Here is a 21406-nt window from a genome sequence, read left to right as displayed (position 1 = left end):
GTAAACCTATGCAGCTTTTTTAGTACTTCTTAAAGTAACCCCAATAGAGGCTAGCATTACGCAAGCCAAAGCCACCCATTGCAGCAAGCTGATTTCTTCGTGAAGTAATAAGAAACCCGTTAATGCTGCTAATGCTGGTGCCAAACTCGTTAGAGTACCGTAAGTTAATTTATTGAGTTGTTTGAGTGCCATTAAGTCGAGGGCATATGGTATAGCTGTGGCTAAAACAGCAATAAGTAGGGCTTTACCCCAATACTGTGTTTCAAGTAATGCAGGAGCATTATGCCAAATCCCAATTGGCAATAAGGCAAGTGCAGATACACCGATCCCAATTGTTAAGGCGTGCATCCCTATATTTTGAGTTACAACTTTTTGCCCAAAATAAATATAGAAGGCCCAACACAGTCCTGCACCTAGTGCACAGGCTGCCCCAACATAGGAAAAGTGGTGCTGTGCTGAATCTTGCCAAGGTACCATCAGGGCAATACCTAACATAGCAAGTGCTACCCAAATATAGTCACTCTTTTGTTTGATAGACAGTAGAGCTAGGCCTAATGGACCAATGAACTCTAAGCCTACGGCAATCCCTTGAGGTAATTTTCCAAGAGACGTATAAAACAAAATATTCATTATCCCTAAAGATGCACAATACATTAATAAATCGCGCCATTTTAAATAGGGTAATCGAGACCAAATTTTCCACGAACGAAACATGACCGCAACAATAACAGTCGCAAAACTTAATCTTAAAATAGTAACGGTAAGTGGGTCTAAAGCTGCGATAAGCTGTTTGGCAAATGAAGCACTGATTTGATATGAAACCATCGACAAAATCATATACAGCACAGCAATAATTGGAAGATTTTGCATGGAAATACCTTAGCGCTTCATTTGATATTTAAAAAAATAATAGTAGTGAATTATAGCCAATACTACGTTTCAACCAGCAGATTTTATAGCGTTAACCAGCTGTTTTTTCACGTTGTTGGCGGGCTTTTTGGGTGGTTATGGTACAACCGATAGAAGCAGTAATAATGGTTGCAAGTGCCAACCATTGGTTCCATAACAGATATTCCCCTAGGAAAATAAAACCAGAAAGTGCCGCAACTGCGGGTTCTAGGCTCATCAATGTTCCAAAACTTAGAGGGGTTAAACTGCGTAGTGCTAACATTTCTAAAGAAAAGGGAAGTGCACTGGCCAAAATGGCTAAGCCAATAAAATAAAATAGATAAGGCAGTTCTATCACTTGACCAATCGAGCTTGAAAAAAAGGTAATAGGTAATAAGATGCATGCACCTACTGTCATACCTAAACAGACAGTATGATTGCCTGAAATACCAGAGGGTTTTTGTCCGGCAATAATATAAAGCGCCCAACATGCACCCGCACTCATTGCAAATAGAACCCCAACCCAGTCCAGACCATGAGCCTGATTAAAAGGAAATAATAAAATGAGTCCAAGAATCGCAAAAGTGACCCAGACAAAATCATATTTTTGGCGTGCGTGGTACAGTGCCACACTTAAGGGACCAATAAATTCAAAGGCGACTGCAATACCAATAGGCAAACGTTCAAGAGATAAATAGAAAAGGGCATTCATGCCTGCAAGAGCAAAGCCATAAGCCAAAATCGCTTTCCATCGAACCTGATTAAAATTAATTCGCCAAATTTTAAAAATTAAAGCCAGAATACATGCTCCAATACATAAACGCATTGCAGACACTGTCAAAACGGGAAAGCTCTCAAACAAAACTTTAGCTAAAGATGCGCTACTTTGAACGCTTAACATGGCAAGAATAAGAAAACCCAAAGCATGTAGTTGAGATTTCTGGCTTAAAGTGGACATTTTATTATTAGATCAATTGGTATACTTTTCACATGATAATGTAAATGCCCATAAAAAAGCCACAGACATTGCTGTGGCTTTTAAATTTACAGTTCGTATTAGAACAATACGCGCACGCGAATTGTACCTTCAACTTCATGCAACATATCTAAAGCTTCGTGAGAAGCAGAAGCGTCAACGTCCATTACAAGGTAACCGATGTCACCTTTAGTCATGAGTGACTGACCAGAAATGTTGATGCCTTGTTCAGCAAACAAGTTGTTGATTTTAGACAATACACCCGGTACGTTTTTGTGGATGTGTAATAAACGGTGTTGACCAGCAGTTAATGGTAACGCGATTTCTGGGAAGTTTACCGCAGAAAGCGTCATGCCCTTGTCAGAGTAAGCAACGAATTTCTCTGCAACTTCTAAACCGATGTTTGCTTGCGCTTCCATAGTTGAACCACCAACGTGAGGAGTTAAAATCACGTTGTCTAAACCGCGAAGTGGAGATTGGAATTCTTCACCATTTGCTTTTGGTTCTTTAGGGAATACGTCAACCGCTGCACCAGCAATATGACCAGACTTGATTGCATCAGCTAAATCTTCAATCACTACACATGTACCACGTGCAGCATTTAAGAAGATCGCGCCTTCTTTCATTTTCGCAAATTGTTCTTTAGTGAAGAAGTTACGTGTAGACGGAACATCTGGCACATGCAACGTTACAACATCTGCAGTTGCTAAAAGTTCATCTAAAGAACCAACTTGGCGAGCATTACCCATTGGTAACTTAGTGACTGCATCATAATAAATAACATGCATACCCATGCTTTCAGCAAGAACTGAAAGTTGAGAACCGATGGAACCGTAACCCACAATACCTAAAGTTTTGCCACGAGTTTCGAAAGAACCCACAGCAGATTTGTCCCAACCACCACGATGACAAGCCGCCGATTTTTCAGGAACACGGCGAAGAAGAAGAATTGTTTCAGCAAGTACAAGCTCTGCAACCGAACGCGTATTTGAATACGGTGCGTTGAATACAGGAATACCACGTGCCATCGCTGCTTTAAGATCAACTTGGTTTGTTCCGATACAGAAACAACCTACTGCGATCAATTTGTTTGCAGCTTCGAAAACTTCTTCAGTCAATTGGGTACGCGAACGAATACCAATAAAGTGAGCATCTTTAATTGCTTCTTTAAGCGCTTCGCCTTCAAGAGCAGTTTTACGATAGTCAATATTGGTGTAACCCGCAGCGTTTAAAGTATCGACTGCGTTTTGGTGAACGCCTTCTAACAAAAGGAAACGGATTTTATCTTTAGGTAGTGAAAGATGTTGGCTCATTACGGCTCCGCTACAAAGGCCAAATTTGGTGGCGGTATAATAACATATTGGGCGGTGCTATAGATATTTCGTTTATACCATTGCCTTATGGCAATTTTATCTATGTCTAATCACTTCTGTTTATGGCTTGTCGAGTGTTTTAAAATATGCTTGGCAGATTAAAGAAGCATGTTTTTATCTGGAAGCCTTATAAAAACGCATTTATTCGCGTTAAACATGTTTTGTATTGACAGTATCTCTATTCTGAACTTTATCGCTTGTGCGGATACATGTAGAATATAGGAGTTCCTTGAACATTATGGCTTTGCTCAGGTGAAAACCTTGAAAATATGAAGTCATAGTCCCACCATAGTTTACTTCTTGCTAGGTCTGCAAACGATGAATGCTCCAGTCGCTTTAACACCTGAGTTACTCACCCAATTAACAGCAATCGTCGGTGAAAACCGTATTAAAACTGATGCTGATAGTCTCGAAAACTGGGGTAAAGATCATACCAAGCATTTTAATCCGAACCCATCGGTCATCGTTTTCCCATCGACCACTGAACAAGTTCAAGCTGTTGTGAAGCTTGCGAATCAGTTTAATGTTGCGATTACACCATCTGGCGGTCGTACTGGTCTCTCTGCAGGTGCGGTAGCAACCAATGGTGAAATTGTCATTAGCATGGACAAAATGAACCAGATTCTTGAGTTCTTCCCAGCAGACCGTATGGTACGTGTTCAAGCTGGTGTTGTGACTGAACAATTGCAGAATTATGCAGAAGAACAAGGTATGTATTACCCAGTGGACTTTGCGTCAGCAGGTTCTAGCCAGATTGGCGGGAATATCGGTACCAATGCTGGCGGTATTAAAGTAATTAAATACGGCATGACACGTAACTGGGTACTTGGTTTAACCGTTGTTACTGGTAAGGGTGATATTTTACGTTTAAACAAAGGCATGGTTAAAAATGCTACTGGTTATGCGCTACAGCATTTATTTATTGGTGGTGAAGGTACTTTAGGTTTAGTAACTGAAGCAGAAATTAAACTTGAGCGTCAACCACAAAACTTACAAGTTTTAGTTTTAGGTGTTCCTGATTTTGATGCAGTAATGCCTGTATTACATGCGTTCCAAAAAGATATCGACTTAACAGCATTTGAGTTCTTTGGTGAGCTTGCAATGCAAAAAGTCTTAAACAATGGTCATGTACAACGTCCATTTGAAACTGAATGTCCATTCTATGTATTGCTTGAGTTTGAAGCGCCATACGAGCCGATTATCGACAAAGCAATGGAAATCTTCGAGCATTGTATGGAACAAGGTTGGGTACTTGATGGCGTGATGAGCCAGAGCCTTGACCAAGTAGAAAGTTTATGGCGTTTACGTGAAGATATCTCTGAATCAATCGCGCCGTTCACTCCATATAAAAATGATATTTCAGTATTAATTACTCATGTACCTGCATTTATTCGTGAGATTGATGCGATTGTTCAAGAGAACTATCCTGACTTTGAAATTTGCTGGTTCGGTCATATCGGTGACGGTAACTTACACTTAAATATTTTAAAACCTGAAAACTTAACCAAAGATGAGTTTTTTGCGAAGTGTCAGGTGGTGAATAAATATGTGTTTGATACCGTGAAAAAATACGATGGTTCAATTTCTGCCGAGCATGGCGTAGGTATGACTAAAAAGCCATATTTGGAATATTCACGTTCACCTGAAGAAATTGAATATATGAAAGCTTTGAAAAAAGTATTTGACCCAAATGGCATTATGAATCCGGGTAAATTATTTGATCTTTAATGCTTGATTGAATAAAAGAATCTCTGTTAAAAGCGTATCGAAAGATGCGCTTTTTTATTAAAAGCTCTATTTCTTGTACGCTTTCCAACCCGTCAGAATATGATAAATCAACGGTAAAAGACTAAGAGCAAAAAAGAAACAAAGTCCAATGGCCCACACAGGTAAATCCCTTGGATTACCTAAAAAGAAATAGGCAAAAATAGAATAAGACAACATCGAAAACATCGCCATTGTTCCAAGTGGAAGCGTGACTTTAAAAATTAACGTGCTAGCAAATGTTTTGTAGGGTTCCATGTCGCGCTTTAGACTATAGGCAATAATCATGAGCAACACATAACCTAAAATAAACAGCATAAATAAAGCGGCTGCAAACAATAGAATTGTTCGCCAGCTCTTTTCTTGTGCGGTGTGATCACCTGATTCATAAACAACAGTAATATGTTCACCAACTATAGGTACATCACCAGAGCGAACTGAATTATCTAAAGTTAGAGTTCTGTTTTGATTATCTTTAAATTGAACCTGAGCAGTATGCATGAGTGTTTTAGTTTTATATTTACGCCCATTTGAGTCGGTACGTTCAGTATCTACCCATTCAGAAGTATAACTCACTACAGTTGCATCGTAAGTTGGTTTGGTTACTAAGCCGTAGACTGCTTGAGAAACCCAATAAGTAAATGGGAAAAATAAAGCACTAATACTAAAAACCACGGCAAATAAATAAGCAAATTCAAACTTACTACTTTTACGATTTTTAGCTAAACGCTTGACCCAAAACTTGGTGAGTACAAATGACCAAATCATCAAAACTGCAACGACCACTAAGAAAACTTGCCCCGCATACGTCAGTTGCATAATGATCCTATTTGTTATGTGTAATAGAAATTAATTTTATCAAACGATTGTCGTTAAAGTTGAGTGAGTAAGAACAATTATTTGATCTGTAAAAGAGTAGCTATCCTTAGAACTACATAGTTTCTACAGAGTAACCAACAAAGGCATAGCATCATAAAGCTATGCCTTTTGTTTTTGGTGATAAAAATGCAACGTTTATTTTTAATTTCAGCGCTCTGTGCTGGACTTTTCACTGGGTGTGCGACGACCAGTAAATTAATTCCTTTTGTGGGCTCCGAAACCCCGATGCAACAAGTTCTTAAAGCTCAACCTGAGATCGTAAAAGAGCACAATAATACCTCAGTTCAGCAAGTATTTAACCGAGTAGAATCTCCAACAGTTTCCCGTATTACCGTTATCCAAACAGGTTTAATGGATGATTCTGTTTCTGCAATCCGAACAGAATATTCATTTAAGCTGGTTGATGAAAAGTGGCAATTGCAAAATAAGCAAAAGAGCTATCAATGCGCGAGAGGAAAAGGCTCTAGAGGTTTTCAAACCCAACTTTGCTCTTAAAAATAAAAAAGACGATAAATATATCGTCTTTTTTAATGCGTTAAATTATACACCGCTTTCTAAAATTTTAATTTTGACATCAACGACATCATCTTTAACGGCTGCATGATGCGCTTGCATATGCGGTGTAGCTAAATGAGCTTCAAGATGAGCCACACTTTCCCATTTTTCTAGCATGACAATCGTGTCAGGCTCTTGAGACTGGAAGCTCGCATTTGATTTGTGGTCAACTAAAGGTTCATAACCATGGCAACCATCTTCTGCTAAAACAGTTGGAATGATTTTTTGAAATGCATCCAATACGTTCTGGCGATGCTGTCCACCCGATTGAGTACGAATTTCCGCAATAATGGTAAGCATGGTTTTTCTCCTGATTAAGCTGCTGCAAATACAGTATTTAAGTGTGCTTTATATTCTTCAACATAACTATCAACATTAGGCATTTTAATCACGTCGTTTACAATAAAAGTTGGAAGCGTACTCATGCCTAAGAACTGGTTAGCTTTGTGAAATGGTAAATAAACGCCATCTACGCCCACGCCGTGGAAGAATTGATCTGCATCATCAAATGCTTCCATCGGTGCATTCCATGTAAGTGACAGCATATATTTTTTGTCATGAATTAAACCACCTGAACCATATTTTTTTGAAGCATCAGAGCGGCTACGGCCATCGTTTGCATAAAGTGAACCGTGACCTGTCGTGAATACATCATCAATATATTTTTTCACAGTCCAAGGTGCACCCATCCACCAACCTGGCATTTGATAAATCACGACATCGGCCCATAAGAATTTTTCTACTTCGGCTTCTGCATTGTAGTCACTATCTGCACGAGTCACTTGAACTTCATGGCCTAGTTCAGTGAGATGGTCAGTTGCCAATGCCGTGAGAGTGTCATTTAATTCACCATTTGAATGGGCAAATTGTTTGGCGCCATTAATCACTAAAATATTGCTCATGAGAGTTACTCTAATTAAATTCCTAAATTGATGCATACTTTAGTGAACTTACTCTTAGAGAAAAATGTAGTAATCGGAAAAAGATTATTGATTAAAAATCATGAATTATGCATTAAACAATTATTAAATTTTTCACTATAAACATAAACACTTTACAAAGTTGAACGGAAAAAATAGTTTCTAGCCTTTAGCATCAAAGTGAAGTTGTGGTGGAGTTGAGTATGAAAAAAACTGGTTTACTCATGATGTGTAATTTATTGATTCTGAGTGCATGTGCACCGAATACAAAGCCACCTACACCCCAAGCCAATAGCCCGATACAAGCTGTTTTGCTCGATCAACCCAACCTTTTAAATAATGCGAGTAATTTAAGTATTTCACAGCAAATGAATGCTTTGGATGACGCCTCTAATGCACAAGTAACGATTTTGCAGACTGTGCCTAGTGAAGATGCTATATCAAAAACACGTACCGAATATTTATTAAAACGTGATCAGACCATTTGGAAAATCGTAAATAAAAAGCAAAGCTATCAATGTACAAAAGGGCAGGAAACAACAGACTTTCAAATTAATCCTTGCCCTTAAAGCCTGAATCATTATTGAATATGTGGATAACTTCAAGGTTATTCACAATATAAAAATGAGTTGATGCTAAGCAAAATATAGAATTTTAAATGGATGAAACTGTCCGATTGCTGATCAATATAAAAAGTGATATTGTGTCATCCGGAAATTAAGCCAAATGGTAAAAATTACCGAATCTCACGTCATACATTTTTCTTGTCTTAGACACCTTGTGAATACGGTGTTTCACATTCTAAACATGCACTCTCACGGCATATAACAACTTAACTAAAGATTGATTGACCATACTGTCATCGTCATGACTACATTATTTATTTCAATATGTAGTTGTTGAGACATTTTGGCCGCTATTTTGAAGTGTACAACTCATGAATAATATTCAAACGACAGCGTTGAACCGTACAACGTTGATGTTTCCTTTAGCTTTAGTGCTATTTGAATTTGCGGTTTATATTGGTAATGACCTGATTCAGCCAGCCATGTTGGCAATTACTGAAGATTTTGGTGTGAGTGCAACTTGGGCACCATCTTCAATGTCATTTTATTTATTAGGTGGTGCATCTGTTGCATGGTTACTTGGGCCTTTATCAGATCGATTAGGTCGTAAGAAAGTTCTTTTAACTGGTGTTTTATTTTTTGCCTTGTGTTGCTTTTTAATTTTATTAACGAGGCAAATTGAATACTTTCTGACATTACGTTTTTTACAAGGTATTGGGTTAAGTGTAATTTCAGCAGTGGGATATGCGGCAATTCAGGAAAATTTTGCCGAGCGTGATGCTATTAAAGTCATGGCACTGATGGCAAATATCTCATTGCTTGCACCCTTGCTCGGACCTGTACTTGGAGCCTTCTTAATTGATTATGTGTCTTGGCACTGGGGCTTTGTGGCAATTGCCTTACTTGCACTGCTGAGTTGGATTGGCTTAAAGAAACAAATGCCGAGTCAGAAGGTGAGTGTAACCAAACAGCCTTTTAGCTATCTTTTTGATGACTTTAAAAAAGTATTTAGTAATCGGCAATTCCTTGGTTTAACGCTAGCCTTACCGCTTGTAGGTATGCCCCTCATGCTTTGGATTGCGTTATCGCCCATTATTTTGGTCGATGAACTCAAGCTAACCAGTGTGCAATATGGCTTAGCTCAATTCCCAGTATTTTTAGGTTTGATTGTAGGTAATATTGTTTTAATTAAAATTATTGACCGTTTGGCTTTAGGTAAAACAGTCCTAATTGGTTTACCGATTATGCTCACTGGTACTCTCATTTTAATATTAGGTGTTGTCTGGCAAACCTATTTAATTCCTTGTTTGCTTACGGGTATGACACTCATTTGCTTTGGTGAAGGCATTAGTTTCTCAGTCTTGTACCGTTTTGCACTGATGTCATCTGAAGTGTCGAAAGGAACTGTGGCTGCCGCTGTTTCAATGTTATTGATGACAAGCTTTTTTGCAATGATTGAGTTGGTGCGTTATCTCTATACTCAATTTCATTTATGGGCTTTCGTGTTATCTGCTTTTGCATTTATTGCACTGTGGTTTACTCAACCACGTTTAGCTTTAAAACGAGAAATGCAGAAAAGAGCTGCACAAGACTTACATTAAAAAAATACCGGAATTTATATTCCGGTATTTTTTTATATTACTTAATCTCTTGTTCTAAAAGTTTACCTTTTAAGGTTAATAACTCAGGCAAGGTTTCTAATAATAAACTCATTTGTTTTAAAACAAGAGTGTAGCTTTCTGAAAAGTGCTCATGAGTTGTTAGACTTTGTATTTGCTTCAAAGTTTGTTCAAGAAAATTAAAATCAACAGAAGCTTGTTCAAATAAACTTTGGTTAAGGATTTGCTGACAATCCAGTAAGAGCTGTAATACTTGTTGATCCTCAATTTTTTGTCTTTGGCTACCTAATGCTGCGACATAACTCAACTGGCTGTGGCTATAAACCAAATAACGAAAGGCGTAATGAATCAGCTCTGGTTTGGGATTGGGCTCAGCACTTAAACTCGAAATCATATTCGACAGTTCAATTTGTGCGTTATGTGCAGCACGGCGAATTCTACGATATTCAATGTCCTGATTTTTACCATGCTGGTATTGCTCAACAATTACATTGAAATAATCCAGTGTGGCTTGGCTACTTTTTTTAATATTGTTTGGAATATTACGGAAGTTCCAGTCTGGCCATATAAAGTTAACAGCAAGCCATGCAATAAAGCAGCCTAATAAGGTGTCGATTAGGCGAGGTAAAATAATACTGAAACCTGCACCTTTTAAGTTGAAAATAAGCAATACCATTAAGGTTGCCATCAGTGTTGCAAGTGCATATTTCTTCTGGCGTAAGTAGAAAAAGCTAACTCCACAAATAATGGTGAGAATGAGCTGACCTTCAATGCTTGGAACAAAATACAAAATGGGAATACCAAATAAAACGCCAAGTAAGGTTCCAATTGTTCTGAGTTTTAAACGGCTTTTCGTTGCAAAGTAAGTAATTTGGCAAACAAATAAACTGGTGAGCAAAATCCAGTAACCGTGTTGGGCAAAAGGTAATAATGAAATGATGTAACCCGCGGCAAACACGACTGCAATTCGTATTGCATGTCTAAACAGGGCCGATTGTGGTGTCAGTTGCTGGCGAATTTTTAAAACAAGATCTGAAAAATCTTGAATATCATCATCAAGTAAATTGAGGTGATCCTGCTTGTTTTGACTCAGTGTTTCATTAAACGGCTGAGCATATTGAAGTTGTTCAAACTGTTCATGCATGCCTTTTAGATTATTAAAAATCAGCTTTAAATTTTTAACTTCAAAATTTTGTGGATGTTGTTGTATCCAGTCTTTTAAAGAACTTTCCAGATGGTTTAAAACGATTTGCCCTTCTTGAGAAGGTTGATATTGCTGGTTATGTAAAATACATTGCGCTAAATCATGGCATGCTTGGGCTTGTAAACGCAGATTTTTCTGAAAACGAAAAATGAGATCACTACGGCTAAAGTTTTGTTGAATATGTTCATAGTGTAGATAGTTAGAGGTAGCCTGCTCATGTATATCGCGGGCAAAAAAGTATAGGTTTAACCAGTAAATACTTTTATTACTCACTCGTGATGCCTTAAGGCGAGTCAGCAGAGAGCTGCGTATTTGGTTAAGGCTTTGCGCGACTTGCGTATTTTGGAGTGATAATTCAAATAAAAGCTGTTCAACATTTTCTTTATTGTCTGGGTCGAACAAACGTGCTTTAGCTTGAAGTAAGGCAGAGATTTCTTCAAAAATTTGCGAAAGTTTATCTTGTAAAGGAAGTGTTGGTTTTAAAAGAAAAAATAAAATAGATGTTAAGCCGTACCACAGTGCGCCATAGACAAAATAAGTAGGCTGTTGGTACCAGTGAGCATATTCTCCTAAACCAAACATGCTGTAAATCGAGAGTAAAATCGTACCAAAAGAAATGGTGGCGTAGCGCTGGCCTAAGGCTCCCAATAAAATGAAACAAGCACTTGAAATTGAAAGATATAAAATAAATAAAAGTTTATACGGTGCTAAAAAACCAAGAATAGTGCTGACAGTAAAAAAGAGTAGGCAGACATAGAGCAGGTTACGTAATCGAAGGCTTAAGCGATCATCAAAATCGGTAAGTGCAGCGGCGATCGCACCTAATGTCACAGGAACGATGAGCTCGTTATGACCTAACTCTAGTAAGCCTAAAGTTGTGCCTGTGAGTACAATTAAAATTTGCAGACAGTAAATTAAAATTGAATTCGCTTTAAAACGATTGAATAGTTGAGTCAGATAATTCACGGCTTTTTTTCTAAATGAGAGGATACGTGATAAGGGGTATTTAATTTTTTATTACTTGAAAAATATTATGCGTTTTGTCTAAAAAAGTCAGTTAATTTTTTAAGATTTTATAATAATTAAGTGATCTAAACTGCTTAATAAAATAGCAAAATTGTGGATATTTTTTTAGATACCCACAATTTAAAAAAATGACAAATTATTGAATTACGCCACAGGCAATTCGTGCTCCACCACCGCCTAAAGGTAGAGGAGAATCTGAATAGTTGTCCCCACCAGCATGGATCATAATGGCACGGCCTTGAATGTCCGCAAGTTTTAAACGTGGCGCAATAACAGCGGTGGTAGCTACACCATTATTATCAACAACCAATGCTGGTAAGTCGCCTAGGTGTCCTGTAGTAGGCGTACCATGATGTGGCGCTTGGTTAGGGTTATAGTGACTACCTGCAGCTAAAGCAGCACCTGGTTTTCCATCTTTAACAGCAGGGTCGCACGATGCATTTTCATGAATATGGAAACCGCGAGTACCGCTTGGTAAATCTGCTAAAGCAGGGGTAATAATCAGGCCTTTATCACTGTCTTGAAAGCTAATTGTCCCGATTTTTTTACCAATCCCATTGGCTGTTACTTCATTCACATCGACTACTTTTTTGGTATGCATCGTTGTTAATGCATGAGTCGTTTCCGATACTGTTTTGCTGACCGTGCTACAACCGACTGTTAATAAAGCTGTGAGTGCACATACTGCACTCATTTTATTTAATATTGGCATTATTAGATGTCCTTATAGATATAAATCTGATTTTTTTATTCAAGCAAAGGCGTGTAAACCCTACAAGTTAATTTAAATAGTCACTTTGTATCCTGAAACATTTTTAAATCATTGGCTTAATTTTTAGATGGTGGTAAATCATCATCCGAATCATAAATCATGGTTGTTTTTGGCATTGGTTCAGGATCAATTGTTTCATGAAGCCATTCACGCCAAATCGCTAATAAAACAGCTAAAATAACAGGGCCAATAAATAAACCAACTAAACCAAAACTCGCAATACCGCCCAATACACCAAACATAATGAGTAAAAACGGAATTTGGGTTGCACCAGAGATCACAAGAGGGCGAATCACATTGTCCGAACTACTTACAATCAGAACACCCCATAAAACTACGCCAATGGCTTCCATGGTTTGTCCTTGAGAGAACAACCATAGACCAACGCCCAAATAGGAGACAGGGGTGCCGAAAGGAATGAGTGCTAATAAGAACGTCGCAATCGTGAGTACCATCGGATTGGGTACACCTGCTACGAAATAACTTAATCCAGCAAGGACTGCTTGAGCAATTGCAGTTAAACCCACACCATAGACAACAGCACGCGTTGTTTCTGAAATTGTATCTAGATAATGGTGAATACGTAGGCCAATCACCATTTCTAAGGCTTTACTTACTTGAGTTAAGATGTTGTGACCATCACGATAAAAGAAGAAAAGCGTTAAAATTGCAAAACCCAGTTTGACGATATTTTTACTAATTTCATTGAGTAACACTCGCCCATAACTTAAATGGCTTTGTACCCAAGCTGCAATACTTTGAATCGTGCTGTTAGGGTCAGTGTTTATATCGTTTAGTGTTCTAGTTATTTCTTTACCAATAAAAGGAAGATTTCTAATGAAATCAGGAACACTTAAATGACCAGAAAAAACTTGGCGCTGTAAATCAAGATAGAGGTTGCGGCCTTCATGTTGCAAAATAAAAATAGCGCATATAAGGGGAACACCAACAACTAAAATGACTATGCTAATCATGACTGTAGCATTTAAATTATTACGATTTTCTCCAAAAAAGCGCTGGATTCTTAAATAAATAGGCCAAGTCATGTAGGCAATAATAGCAGCCCAAACTACAGGTACAATAAAGTACTTCAGGATGTTAAATCCTAAAAACATCAGGATAAAAAACAGCCCAAACAATAAAACGCGCTGTAAAGTAGGAGCGTATTGATGCACGAACAAAAATTCTCTAATTTTTTAAATAGGGTAAGGCCATATTAACTGAAAAATGACCTGAGGCAAATTTTAGGCAGAAATGCTAATGCACACATTCCTGCTCAACAAAAATAAAAAGTTATTTTTAGAACCACTCAGATTTATCTTCAATCAGTTTATTTAAAAGCGGCTGCCACTGGCTTTGAATTGCAATAAAGTTTTTTTGTGGTTTATCAAATACACTCAAACCTTGCATTGCTAGGCTGCCATAAGCACTACGCTCTGCAATCCATGCAATCGGTTCATGTTCGATTTTTTCAAAAAATTGCTGAATATCTTTTGAACTAGCGCTGTTTGGTTTAACCCGATTTGCAAGCAGTAAAATTTGTACTTTACCTTTGCGAATACGCTTAATGTCTTGCAAATGCTTGAGAAAACGACGTGTACTATCGATATCAAAAAATGAAGGCTGAAGTGGTGTAATAATGGCATGAGCTTCGCTGACTAATTGTTCAGCATGGTCGCCCGAAAGAGCACCTGGTGCATCAATAATTAGATAATCTAAATTTTTCGGCGCATCACCAATCGATTTTTCGTGACGCCAATCCAAGCTTTGAATCGCAGCTACACTTTCTGGACGTTGTTTTAACCATTGTAAAGAAGATTTTTGGTTATCAGAGTCTGCTAATGCTACTTTATATCCTTTTTGTGCCAAAGCTGTTGCCAACGTAATGGCTGTCATGGTTTTTCCGCATCCGCCCTTTTGATTTGCAATAAGTATCGTTTTCATAAATCCAATTATTTTCAGCAGCACATGTGTTTATGTTTTATACCTTAGCATCTTTTTATAAGAAGTAGATGACCACCTTTGACAAAAGTTTAAGCTACTCAGTAATTTTAGATATGATTGCTCATCTATCGCGATGATATGTATTTGTTAAGGAAAATTTATGTCCGTATGGCTGGCCATGCTTATAGGTGCTGGTATTGGTATTATTATCACTACACTCATTTTATCAAATACCCGTAATGGTCGAATTAAGGCTGAATACGAGCAATATATTGCGGAGTTAGAGCTTGAGCATCAACAGGCATTAGCGCAGGCACAAAAACGGAGTGTGAATACAAGCCGTGCCGTATTAAAAGGTAAAATGGCAGAACAATTCGCGCCGATTTTACCTGAGTTTCAATACTTGCCGAGTGATGCCAAGTTCTTGGGTGATCCGGTTGATTACGTTATTTTTGATGGCTATACCGATTTTAGAGATGGGGATGGGACTGCCGAGGATATTCAAATTATTTTGCTGGATGTCAAAAGCGGGGGAGCGCGTTTGACCAAAGGGCAGCAGGCAATTGCTCAAGCAATAAAAGAAGGAAAAGTTCGTTTTGAAACCTTACGAATTGATTTTGAAGATTAACAATCTATTTAATTAGGCACAAAAATAGACGAAATTGATCTGTATTGTTACTAAATTCCGATATTTTTTTCATCGCTTAGAGCTACCATAAATTAGAGATCTACTGCATTTGATCTAGCAATATTTGAGGTATAAAGCGATGAAAAAACAACATGTAATGATAGGCTTATTGGCCTCTTTATGTATCAGCTCAGCTTTTGCTTCGACAGCATCTACTTCTGGTGAATATAATATTGCAAATGGTTTGTTACCGATTGAAAAAGATCAATCCATTTCTGTATTACAGCCATTCCAAGGCAATTTTAGAATTTTAGGTTCAAAAATTTATAAAAATGATGAACAAGCTAAGTTTTCACCGATTGATTATGCGGTAAGCTGGGGGCTGTTTGCTCAACCAGATATTGCTCGTACCATTTCAGTTAAACAGTATGACCGCTATTTGAACTGGAAAATGAATAAACTTCCAGTACCTGCTGACCAAGCAATGCAGATGGTATCTAATATGCACATCATTCCAGCTAGTCCTCAGATTGCTCAGCAAATCAAACAAGTTAAACGCGGTGACTTGGTTTATCTCAAAGGTGAATTGGTCGAAATTAAAGACAAAAATTTAGTTTGGCGATCATCTTTAACTTCAAATGATACAGGTGATGGTGCTTGTGAGTTATTCCGTGTTCAATCGATTCATTGGGTTGAAAAACAAAATATATAAATTAAAAAGCCTTCTCAATCAGAAGGCTTTTTATTGCACGCTATAAAATTAATGCTGCTGTGAGGCTTTCCAGTATTTCAACTGGTTTTGTGCTTGTAAGTAGTCAGCAAGTTGATTGACCTGTTCATCTTTATTGGCTTGTTTATCATTGATGTGCTTTTCTTGGTTTTCCCAATATTGATAAAGCAAGCCTTGAATATAATGACCTTGTTCAGTTTTTAAGTCGAGGTCTTTTAACATGGTCAATGCTGAGCGCACATTATCAAGCGTACGTTTTTGTTCAAATTCTGTGGTGAGCGTACCTGCCTCATGCATTTTTTCTAGCTCAGTTTCCATTTCATCACTCATTTCAGTAAAGCGACGGTCATAGTCTTCCAATAAAGCAATGTCATGCGCATCGTCAGCAGTGGCCGCGAACTTTTTAACAGGCCTTTCATTGAGCTTTTCCATCACCTGATCGGTAGATGAATTTGTCTGATGTTGTTCGGTCTTTGTTGGCTCATCTGCTTTTTTACAAGCAGTCAATAATAGGCTAGAGCTGAGCAAAGACATTAAGATGATATGAGGCGTTTTTTTAAACATAGCTTTCAACTGAACCTATTCTCTATGATTTGACGACGTACTTTTCTGAAAGTGATATGCATATGTGACATATGGAAAATCAATCTGATCTTGTGGGCCTAGCCCTGTAAAATCATAAACAATTTTTTCAAACTGAGCTTTGAGCTGTAATTGATCTTTTTCGGTCATTGCTGCAATAAAACTTGTAGAGAGTAATCTTTTACTCACCACTTGTTCGACAGTACCATGCTGTGATTGCGAAAAAGTTTCTACGCTATCAAAAGTAAATAGATTTTGGTTTTCAAAAACCTTTTTCCATTTTTCACTATGGTAACGTGGTGTATCACCTTCAAGTGGTAATAAAAAATCTGCTAAGGCCTTTACCCAGTCTGTACGTTCATCACGTTGGTTCCAAACGAGTCCCAAATGTCCTTGTGGTTTTAATACTCTATGGATTTCAGTCAGTGTTTCCATGTTGTCAAACCAATGGAAAGATTGAGCGCAAATGACCGCATCAATTTGTTGATCGTTTACCGGAATAGCGTGGCTAAACGCCTGTAAAGTTTTAATGTCAGTATAGGCCTGCTGAAGCTGTTGTAACATCTCGCCAATTGGCTCTACTGCAAGAATATTGGCATGGGTTTGTTTTAAGTAGGGTAAGAATTTGCCAGTACCTGAGCCAAGATCAATAACAGTAGAATTTTCATGTATTTGGAGACGTTCTTGTAGCCAACTGACTATTTCTACGGGATAATTCGGCCTAACTTGCTGATAAAGCTCAGCAGCTGAGCTGAAGCCTTTTTGAGCGGCAGGATGTAAGGATTGTGTCATATTTTGCGCTTTTTAATCTGACTGGCATCTATAAAATAAGATACTCCGCAATCATAAATTGGCAAAACACCTATTTTGTTTCATTTTTGACTATGTATGTGGGAGTAAATTTTCTTTCGGTGTGAGCATGGATAAGCAAATTATTTTTGAAGACGAACACATTAGAGCCATTTTTTTACAAGGCGATTCTAATACATTAGTTCTCTCTTTTGGCGATTTGATTACCCGAGCGAGTGGCTTATCTATCAATGCTGAAAAGTCTCTAATAAAGTACCAATACAATGTTATTGGGATTATGCCAAAACAAAAATCATGGTTCCCAAAAGCCAGTATGGTTGAAATGGCTAAAGCCATTTTGCCTATTATTCAGCGTTTTAAAAATATTGTAGGTTATGGCGGCTCAATGGGTGGCTATGCAGCAATCAAATATTCGAATCTTTTAAATATGAATCGAATCGTTGCATTTGTACCTCAATATTCAATTGACCCTGAACAAGTTGAAGACCGACGTTATGCTGAATTCTTTGATGCTGTCGCAAATAAAGACATGCAAATTCAGCTGCAAGATATAGATGCAAGTCGTGAATATATTATTGTTTATGACCCTTACTTTGCCGTCGATCGTGAACATTACTTAAAAATAAAAGAAATATTGCCAAGTTTATATACGGTTCATTTGCCTTTTACAGGACATGAAGCTTTATCTGTATTGGCAAGTTCAGGTCTTTTACATGATTTTATTGAACATGAATTTGATGAAACGTATTTTTATCAACATGTTCGTAAAATTAAAAAACAAAGTAAATTCTATTACCGTAATGTACTTGCGAATGTGCTGACATACCATGACAGCATGTTATTGAAAATTTTACGTCAAAATGATTTTCAATTGGATGAGCGTTATTTAGATAACCCGCTCAAGCAAGCGATTACACGTAGTCTTGTAAAAACAAAGCAGGCGACTGAACAAGACTTCCAAAAACTTGGAATTAAAATTCAGTACAGCCAGCAAGTTGTAAGCTCTAACAAAGGCTTGCAGACTCATTCTGGTACAGTCTTAGTATTCAATTTAATTAATCTAAAGCTTGAAAGCTATGCTGTAGATGTGTTGCTCGCAAATACATCGTATCTGATTCCGATTGTGGCAGAGCAGACCGGAGTTGCACACATTGAATTAAATAATGAAATTTATTTGTTAGGTATGAATGACCGAAAAATTATTAAATTATTTAAACAAGGTGATGCATTAAGCTCAGATATGAGTCCATTTGTCATTAAACAATATTCTGATTTTTTTGCATTGAGCTACAAGCAATTCAATTTAGATTGTGATGAACAAGGCGTTTGTGACTACATTGAAGGTTCAGTTCAACCATCGCAACAATTTGTACTGACCAGTTATTAATTTACCTTATTGATTAAATAAAGCCCAAATCTTCAAATTTGGGCTTTATTTTTTGCTCAAAAAATATTTTTTTATTAATTTATTTGTATATGAAATTAAAAGTCATTATTTAAATAAATAGTGTGATTAATTTTCAAATAAAGATAGGGTTAAAAGTAGTCATGATAAATTAAGTGAAAAATTATTATATTTAAAAAATAATGGTTTTTATTTTTATATAAATTAAAGAAATAGTATGGGGTTAATTAAAATACAATTAATACTTTTATAATTATCAAACTGCTGTTTTTCATTGATATTTTATTTGAGGTGGGAAGGTGTGCTTAAAATAGCTTCACTATTCAAAGATAATTGCATATTTATTTTTTTCTCCTAAAATGATTTTTTACTAAATTGTCGTTACAGTTTTTTATATGCAATCATTAAATTATCGGAATAATGATGCATCGCAACATGGAAGTTCTGCACCTTTGAAACGAGCAATGAGTACTCGACATTTGGTGATGATCTCCCTTGGCGGTGCCATAGGTACAGGTCTTTTTTTAGGGTCTGGCGACGTAATTTCTCAAGCAGGCCCAATTGGCGCAATTATCTCTTATTTCTTGGGCGGTTTGATTGCCTACACCGTTATGCTCTGTCTTGGTGAGCTAGCGGTTCATGTGCCTGAGTCAGGCTCTTTTGGTGAATACGCACGACGTTATATTGGTCCAGGCACAGGTTATATGATCACCTGGCTATATTGGCTAACTTGGACTGCCACTTTAGGAACTGAATTTACTGCTGCAGCTTTACTAGTTAAGGAATGGTTTCCTACTACTTCTGTTTGGGCATGGACTCTGTTTTTTGGTGGGCTTGTCTTTTTCCTCAATATTAGTTCAACACGTTTATTTGCTGAATCTGAGTTCTGGCTTGCGCTGATTAAAGTTATAACAATTATTGTCTTTATTACTTTGGGGTTATTGGCAATTTTTGGTTTTATTCCTTATCACGGGCATGAAACAGCACCATTGTTTAGTAATTTAACGGCTCAGGGTTGGTTCCCGCACGGGTTATTTCCAATTTTTACAACCATGCTTATTGTGAATTTTGCCTTCTCTGGTACTGAGCTTATTGGTGTGGCTGCAGGTGAAGCAGAGGAGCCAGCGAAGACTGTTCCTAAAGCAATTAATGCAGCAATTTGGCGTTTACTTATATTTTTTGTAGGAACCATTGTTGTTATTTGCTCTTTGCTACCATTCCATCTTGCAGGTCTTAATGCAAATGATGTGAGCAGTAGTCCATTTGTGACGGTATTTAACTATATTGGTATTCCGTATGCAGAAGACATTATCCGTTTCGTAATTATTACGGCTCTACTTTCTGCTGCTAACTCTGGTTTGTTTGCTGCTTCACGTATGATGTGGTCGCTTTCAGCAAAAAATCAATTACCTAAAATTTTCGCTAAACTCACACCATCTGGAACACCTATTGTTGCCATTATTGTCACCATGTTTGGTGCTATTCCCGGGTTACTTTCAGAACAATTTGCCCCAGAAACAATTTTCAAAAATTTGTTGGGTGTTGCTGCTTTTACAATGGTGGTGGTGTGGATCGCAATTTGTGTTTCACAATTTAATTTCCGTAGACAATGGTATAAAGCAGGTAAAACAGCAAAAGATTTACGTTTCGCTGCACCACTTTTCCCTCTTACCCCAATTGTAGGTGGGCTATTCTGTATTGTTACCTGTGTCAGTATGGTGTTTGATCCATCTATGCAGGTTGGCTTTATCTGCTGCATTATTTTTATCTTGCTGTGCTATGTGAGCTATTTTGTTTTTTATCGTAAGAAAGAGATTGCTCCGAACTAAGCCATTTTGTAGCTAATTTTGTTGATTGAAGGTCCCTTATGGGGCCTTTTTTTATGACGATAAATTGAGCTTGGGAGAGGGGGTGTTATATATTTTTTTTAAAAATGTTTTTTTTATTTTAATAATTAAATCAAATAATGATTCATAAATTAACCATTTGTCGGAATGGTATTAATAGCTAATTATTATAAGTTTTTAAATAAGTACATGTTTAACATGATTATTTAATAGTAAGGAGTTTTTTATATTTTTATTTTTGTTTTAAATTGGACCGCACAAAAAAAATATTATGAAATTTTCTAAATTTTTCTAAGGTTTTTTGAAATTTTTTGTTAATTAAGTTGTTGTTATTAAATGGTAATTTTTTAACCATTTTTATTTTTAATATTTTTTTAATTTCCATAAAATAAAATTATTATGGCTTAAGGTTTTTTTAGGCTCAGTTACTTTTTTATTATAAAATTTAGAGAAAATTGATTATTTTTTCTCTGCTTGTTTATTTTAAAATGTTCTAAATTACCTTGCGCTGTGCTATATTTACTTAAAGATTTTATGTCTATATGAAAGCATGATTAACCAGCTTGAGTAGTGATGTGAAGCTTGCAGTATTAGTGAACAATTTTTATTTAAAAAGACTAATGGAGGGATCTATCGATTAGTCAAAAATAATTTTATGGACTTATGGTTTTTTCGTTTTATGAACCCTAGTTCTTTTTAACTCCCAAACGGTTATATCACCTCTTTTGTACTTATTTCCAATCGGCTTGTTTGAGTTGGTTGCGGTGGACTTTTGCTTTTATAAAGACGTTTTTATAAACAGCAGATGAGGCAAAAGAAAGATTGTAAAAGATATCGATATATAAAAGTAAATCGTACTTTTGATATCACAAGATGGAATTTAAAGGGTCTAAAGCTTTAAAAGGGCTGAAGATTTTA

20 protein-coding genes are annotated in these 21406 nt (G+C 36.9%); 8 read left to right on the top strand and 12 right to left on the bottom strand.

Going from position 1 to position 21406, the window contains the following annotated elements; all coding sequences use genetic code 11:
- Nucleotides 1-6: 6 nt before the first annotated feature.
- The 3 genes from AC1PJ9_RS04425 to serA form a co-directional block, all read right to left on the bottom strand.
- On the bottom strand, nt 7-870 hold the full coding sequence (locus tag AC1PJ9_RS04425; RefSeq protein ID WP_263614705.1) for an EamA family transporter: 864 nt from the start codon (nt 868-870) through the stop codon (nt 7-9).
- A gap of 91 nt (nt 871-961) precedes the next feature.
- Nucleotides 962-1846, bottom strand: a complete 885-nt coding sequence (locus tag AC1PJ9_RS04420) for an EamA family transporter (protein ID WP_311086513.1) — start codon at nt 1844-1846, stop codon at nt 962-964.
- Between the two features lie 98 nt (nt 1847-1944).
- The gene (serA, locus tag AC1PJ9_RS04415) at nt 1945-3177 is read right to left on the bottom strand and encodes a phosphoglycerate dehydrogenase (protein WP_004705258.1); all 1233 of its coding nucleotides are present in this window, start codon (nt 3175-3177) and stop codon (nt 1945-1947) included.
- Between the two features lie 378 nt (nt 3178-3555).
- Between serA and AC1PJ9_RS04410 the strand changes: the two genes are divergently transcribed.
- Nucleotides 3556-4965, top strand: a complete 1410-nt coding sequence (locus AC1PJ9_RS04410; protein ID WP_311086512.1) for an FAD-binding oxidoreductase — start codon at nt 3556-3558, stop codon at nt 4963-4965.
- A 66-nt stretch (nt 4966-5031) separates the two neighbouring features.
- Here AC1PJ9_RS04410 and AC1PJ9_RS04405 read toward each other — a convergent pair whose 3' ends face one another.
- Nucleotides 5032-5820: a xanthine permease gene (locus tag AC1PJ9_RS04405; RefSeq protein ID WP_311086511.1), complete on the bottom strand. Its 789-nt coding sequence runs from the start codon at nt 5818-5820 to the stop codon at nt 5032-5034.
- 186 nt (nt 5821-6006) lie between these two features.
- On the opposite strand from AC1PJ9_RS04405, the gene AC1PJ9_RS04400 reads away from it, so the two are divergent.
- Nucleotides 6007-6375 (top strand): hypothetical protein, encoded by a 369-nt coding sequence (locus AC1PJ9_RS04400; protein WP_017400479.1) that lies wholly within the window; start codon nt 6007-6009, stop codon nt 6373-6375.
- A 45-nt stretch (nt 6376-6420) separates the two neighbouring features.
- On the opposite strand, the gene AC1PJ9_RS04395 is transcribed toward AC1PJ9_RS04400, so the two are convergent.
- Both AC1PJ9_RS04395 and AC1PJ9_RS04390 read right to left on the bottom strand, forming a co-directional pair.
- On the bottom strand, nt 6421-6735 hold the full coding sequence (locus tag AC1PJ9_RS04395) for a putative quinol monooxygenase (RefSeq protein ID WP_311086510.1): 315 nt from the start codon (nt 6733-6735) through the stop codon (nt 6421-6423).
- Between the two features lie 14 nt (nt 6736-6749).
- Nucleotides 6750-7337: an NAD(P)H-dependent oxidoreductase gene (locus AC1PJ9_RS04390; RefSeq protein ID WP_263614700.1), complete on the bottom strand. Its 588-nt coding sequence runs from the start codon at nt 7335-7337 to the stop codon at nt 6750-6752.
- A 221-nt stretch (nt 7338-7558) separates the two neighbouring features.
- Between AC1PJ9_RS04390 and AC1PJ9_RS04385 the strand changes: the two genes are divergently transcribed.
- Nucleotides 7559-7924 (top strand): hypothetical protein, encoded by a 366-nt coding sequence (locus tag AC1PJ9_RS04385; protein WP_311086509.1) that lies wholly within the window; start codon nt 7559-7561, stop codon nt 7922-7924.
- A 368-nt stretch (nt 7925-8292) separates the two neighbouring features.
- Nucleotides 8293-9522 carry a chloramphenicol efflux MFS transporter CraA gene (gene craA / locus AC1PJ9_RS04380; protein ID WP_311086508.1) on the top strand — a complete coding sequence of 410 codons (1230 nt, stop codon included), beginning with the start codon at nt 8293-8295 and terminating at the stop codon, nt 9520-9522.
- A 37-nt stretch (nt 9523-9559) separates the two neighbouring features.
- Here the strand turns inward: craA and yccS are convergent, their stop codons facing one another.
- From yccS to AC1PJ9_RS04360, 4 genes are all read right to left on the bottom strand, one after another.
- Nucleotides 9560-11710: a YccS family putative transporter gene (gene yccS / locus AC1PJ9_RS04375; protein WP_311086507.1), complete on the bottom strand. Its 2151-nt coding sequence runs from the start codon at nt 11708-11710 to the stop codon at nt 9560-9562.
- A gap of 196 nt (nt 11711-11906) precedes the next feature.
- The gene (gene sodC, locus AC1PJ9_RS04370; RefSeq protein ID WP_311086545.1) at nt 11907-12476 is read right to left on the bottom strand and encodes a superoxide dismutase [Cu-Zn] SodC; all 570 of its coding nucleotides are present in this window, start codon (nt 12474-12476) and stop codon (nt 11907-11909) included.
- A gap of 122 nt (nt 12477-12598) precedes the next feature.
- Complete coding sequence (locus AC1PJ9_RS04365; RefSeq protein ID WP_311086506.1) at nt 12599-13717, bottom strand: AI-2E family transporter; 1119 nt, start codon at nt 13715-13717, stop codon at nt 12599-12601.
- A gap of 124 nt (nt 13718-13841) precedes the next feature.
- Nucleotides 13842-14486 (bottom strand): ParA family protein, encoded by a 645-nt coding sequence (locus tag AC1PJ9_RS04360; protein ID WP_174724423.1) that lies wholly within the window; start codon nt 14484-14486, stop codon nt 13842-13844.
- Between the two features lie 160 nt (nt 14487-14646).
- On the opposite strand from AC1PJ9_RS04360, the gene AC1PJ9_RS04355 reads away from it, so the two are divergent.
- Both AC1PJ9_RS04355 and AC1PJ9_RS04350 read left to right on the top strand, forming a co-directional pair.
- On the top strand, nt 14647-15114 hold the full coding sequence (locus AC1PJ9_RS04355) for a Holliday junction resolvase-like protein (RefSeq protein ID WP_311086505.1): 468 nt from the start codon (nt 14647-14649) through the stop codon (nt 15112-15114).
- Between the two features lie 139 nt (nt 15115-15253).
- Nucleotides 15254-15826 carry a hypothetical protein gene (locus AC1PJ9_RS04350; protein WP_199999870.1) on the top strand — a complete coding sequence of 191 codons (573 nt, stop codon included), beginning with the start codon at nt 15254-15256 and terminating at the stop codon, nt 15824-15826.
- 48 nt (nt 15827-15874) lie between these two features.
- On the opposite strand, the gene AC1PJ9_RS04345 is transcribed toward AC1PJ9_RS04350, so the two are convergent.
- Both AC1PJ9_RS04345 and AC1PJ9_RS04340 read right to left on the bottom strand, forming a co-directional pair.
- Nucleotides 15875-16408, bottom strand: coding sequence for a hypothetical protein (locus AC1PJ9_RS04345; protein ID WP_311086504.1), 534 nt, complete (start codon nt 16406-16408; stop codon nt 15875-15877).
- Nucleotides 16409-16423: 15 nt separating this feature from the next.
- Nucleotides 16424-17218 (bottom strand): class I SAM-dependent methyltransferase, encoded by a 795-nt coding sequence (locus tag AC1PJ9_RS04340; protein ID WP_263614694.1) that lies wholly within the window; start codon nt 17216-17218, stop codon nt 16424-16426.
- 127 nt (nt 17219-17345) lie between these two features.
- Here AC1PJ9_RS04340 and AC1PJ9_RS04335 point away from each other — a divergent pair, with 127 nt between their 5' ends.
- Nucleotides 17346-18623: a hypothetical protein gene (locus AC1PJ9_RS04335; protein ID WP_311086503.1), complete on the top strand. Its 1278-nt coding sequence runs from the start codon at nt 17346-17348 to the stop codon at nt 18621-18623.
- A gap of 413 nt (nt 18624-19036) precedes the next feature.
- Nucleotides 19037-20470: an amino acid permease gene (locus tag AC1PJ9_RS04330; protein ID WP_311086502.1), complete on the top strand. Its 1434-nt coding sequence runs from the start codon at nt 19037-19039 to the stop codon at nt 20468-20470.
- The last annotated feature ends 936 nt before the right edge of the window (nt 20471-21406 follow it).

Source organism: Acinetobacter sp. 70_2, assembly GCF_056736115.1.
This window is presented reverse-complemented; position numbering and strand designations above follow the sequence as displayed.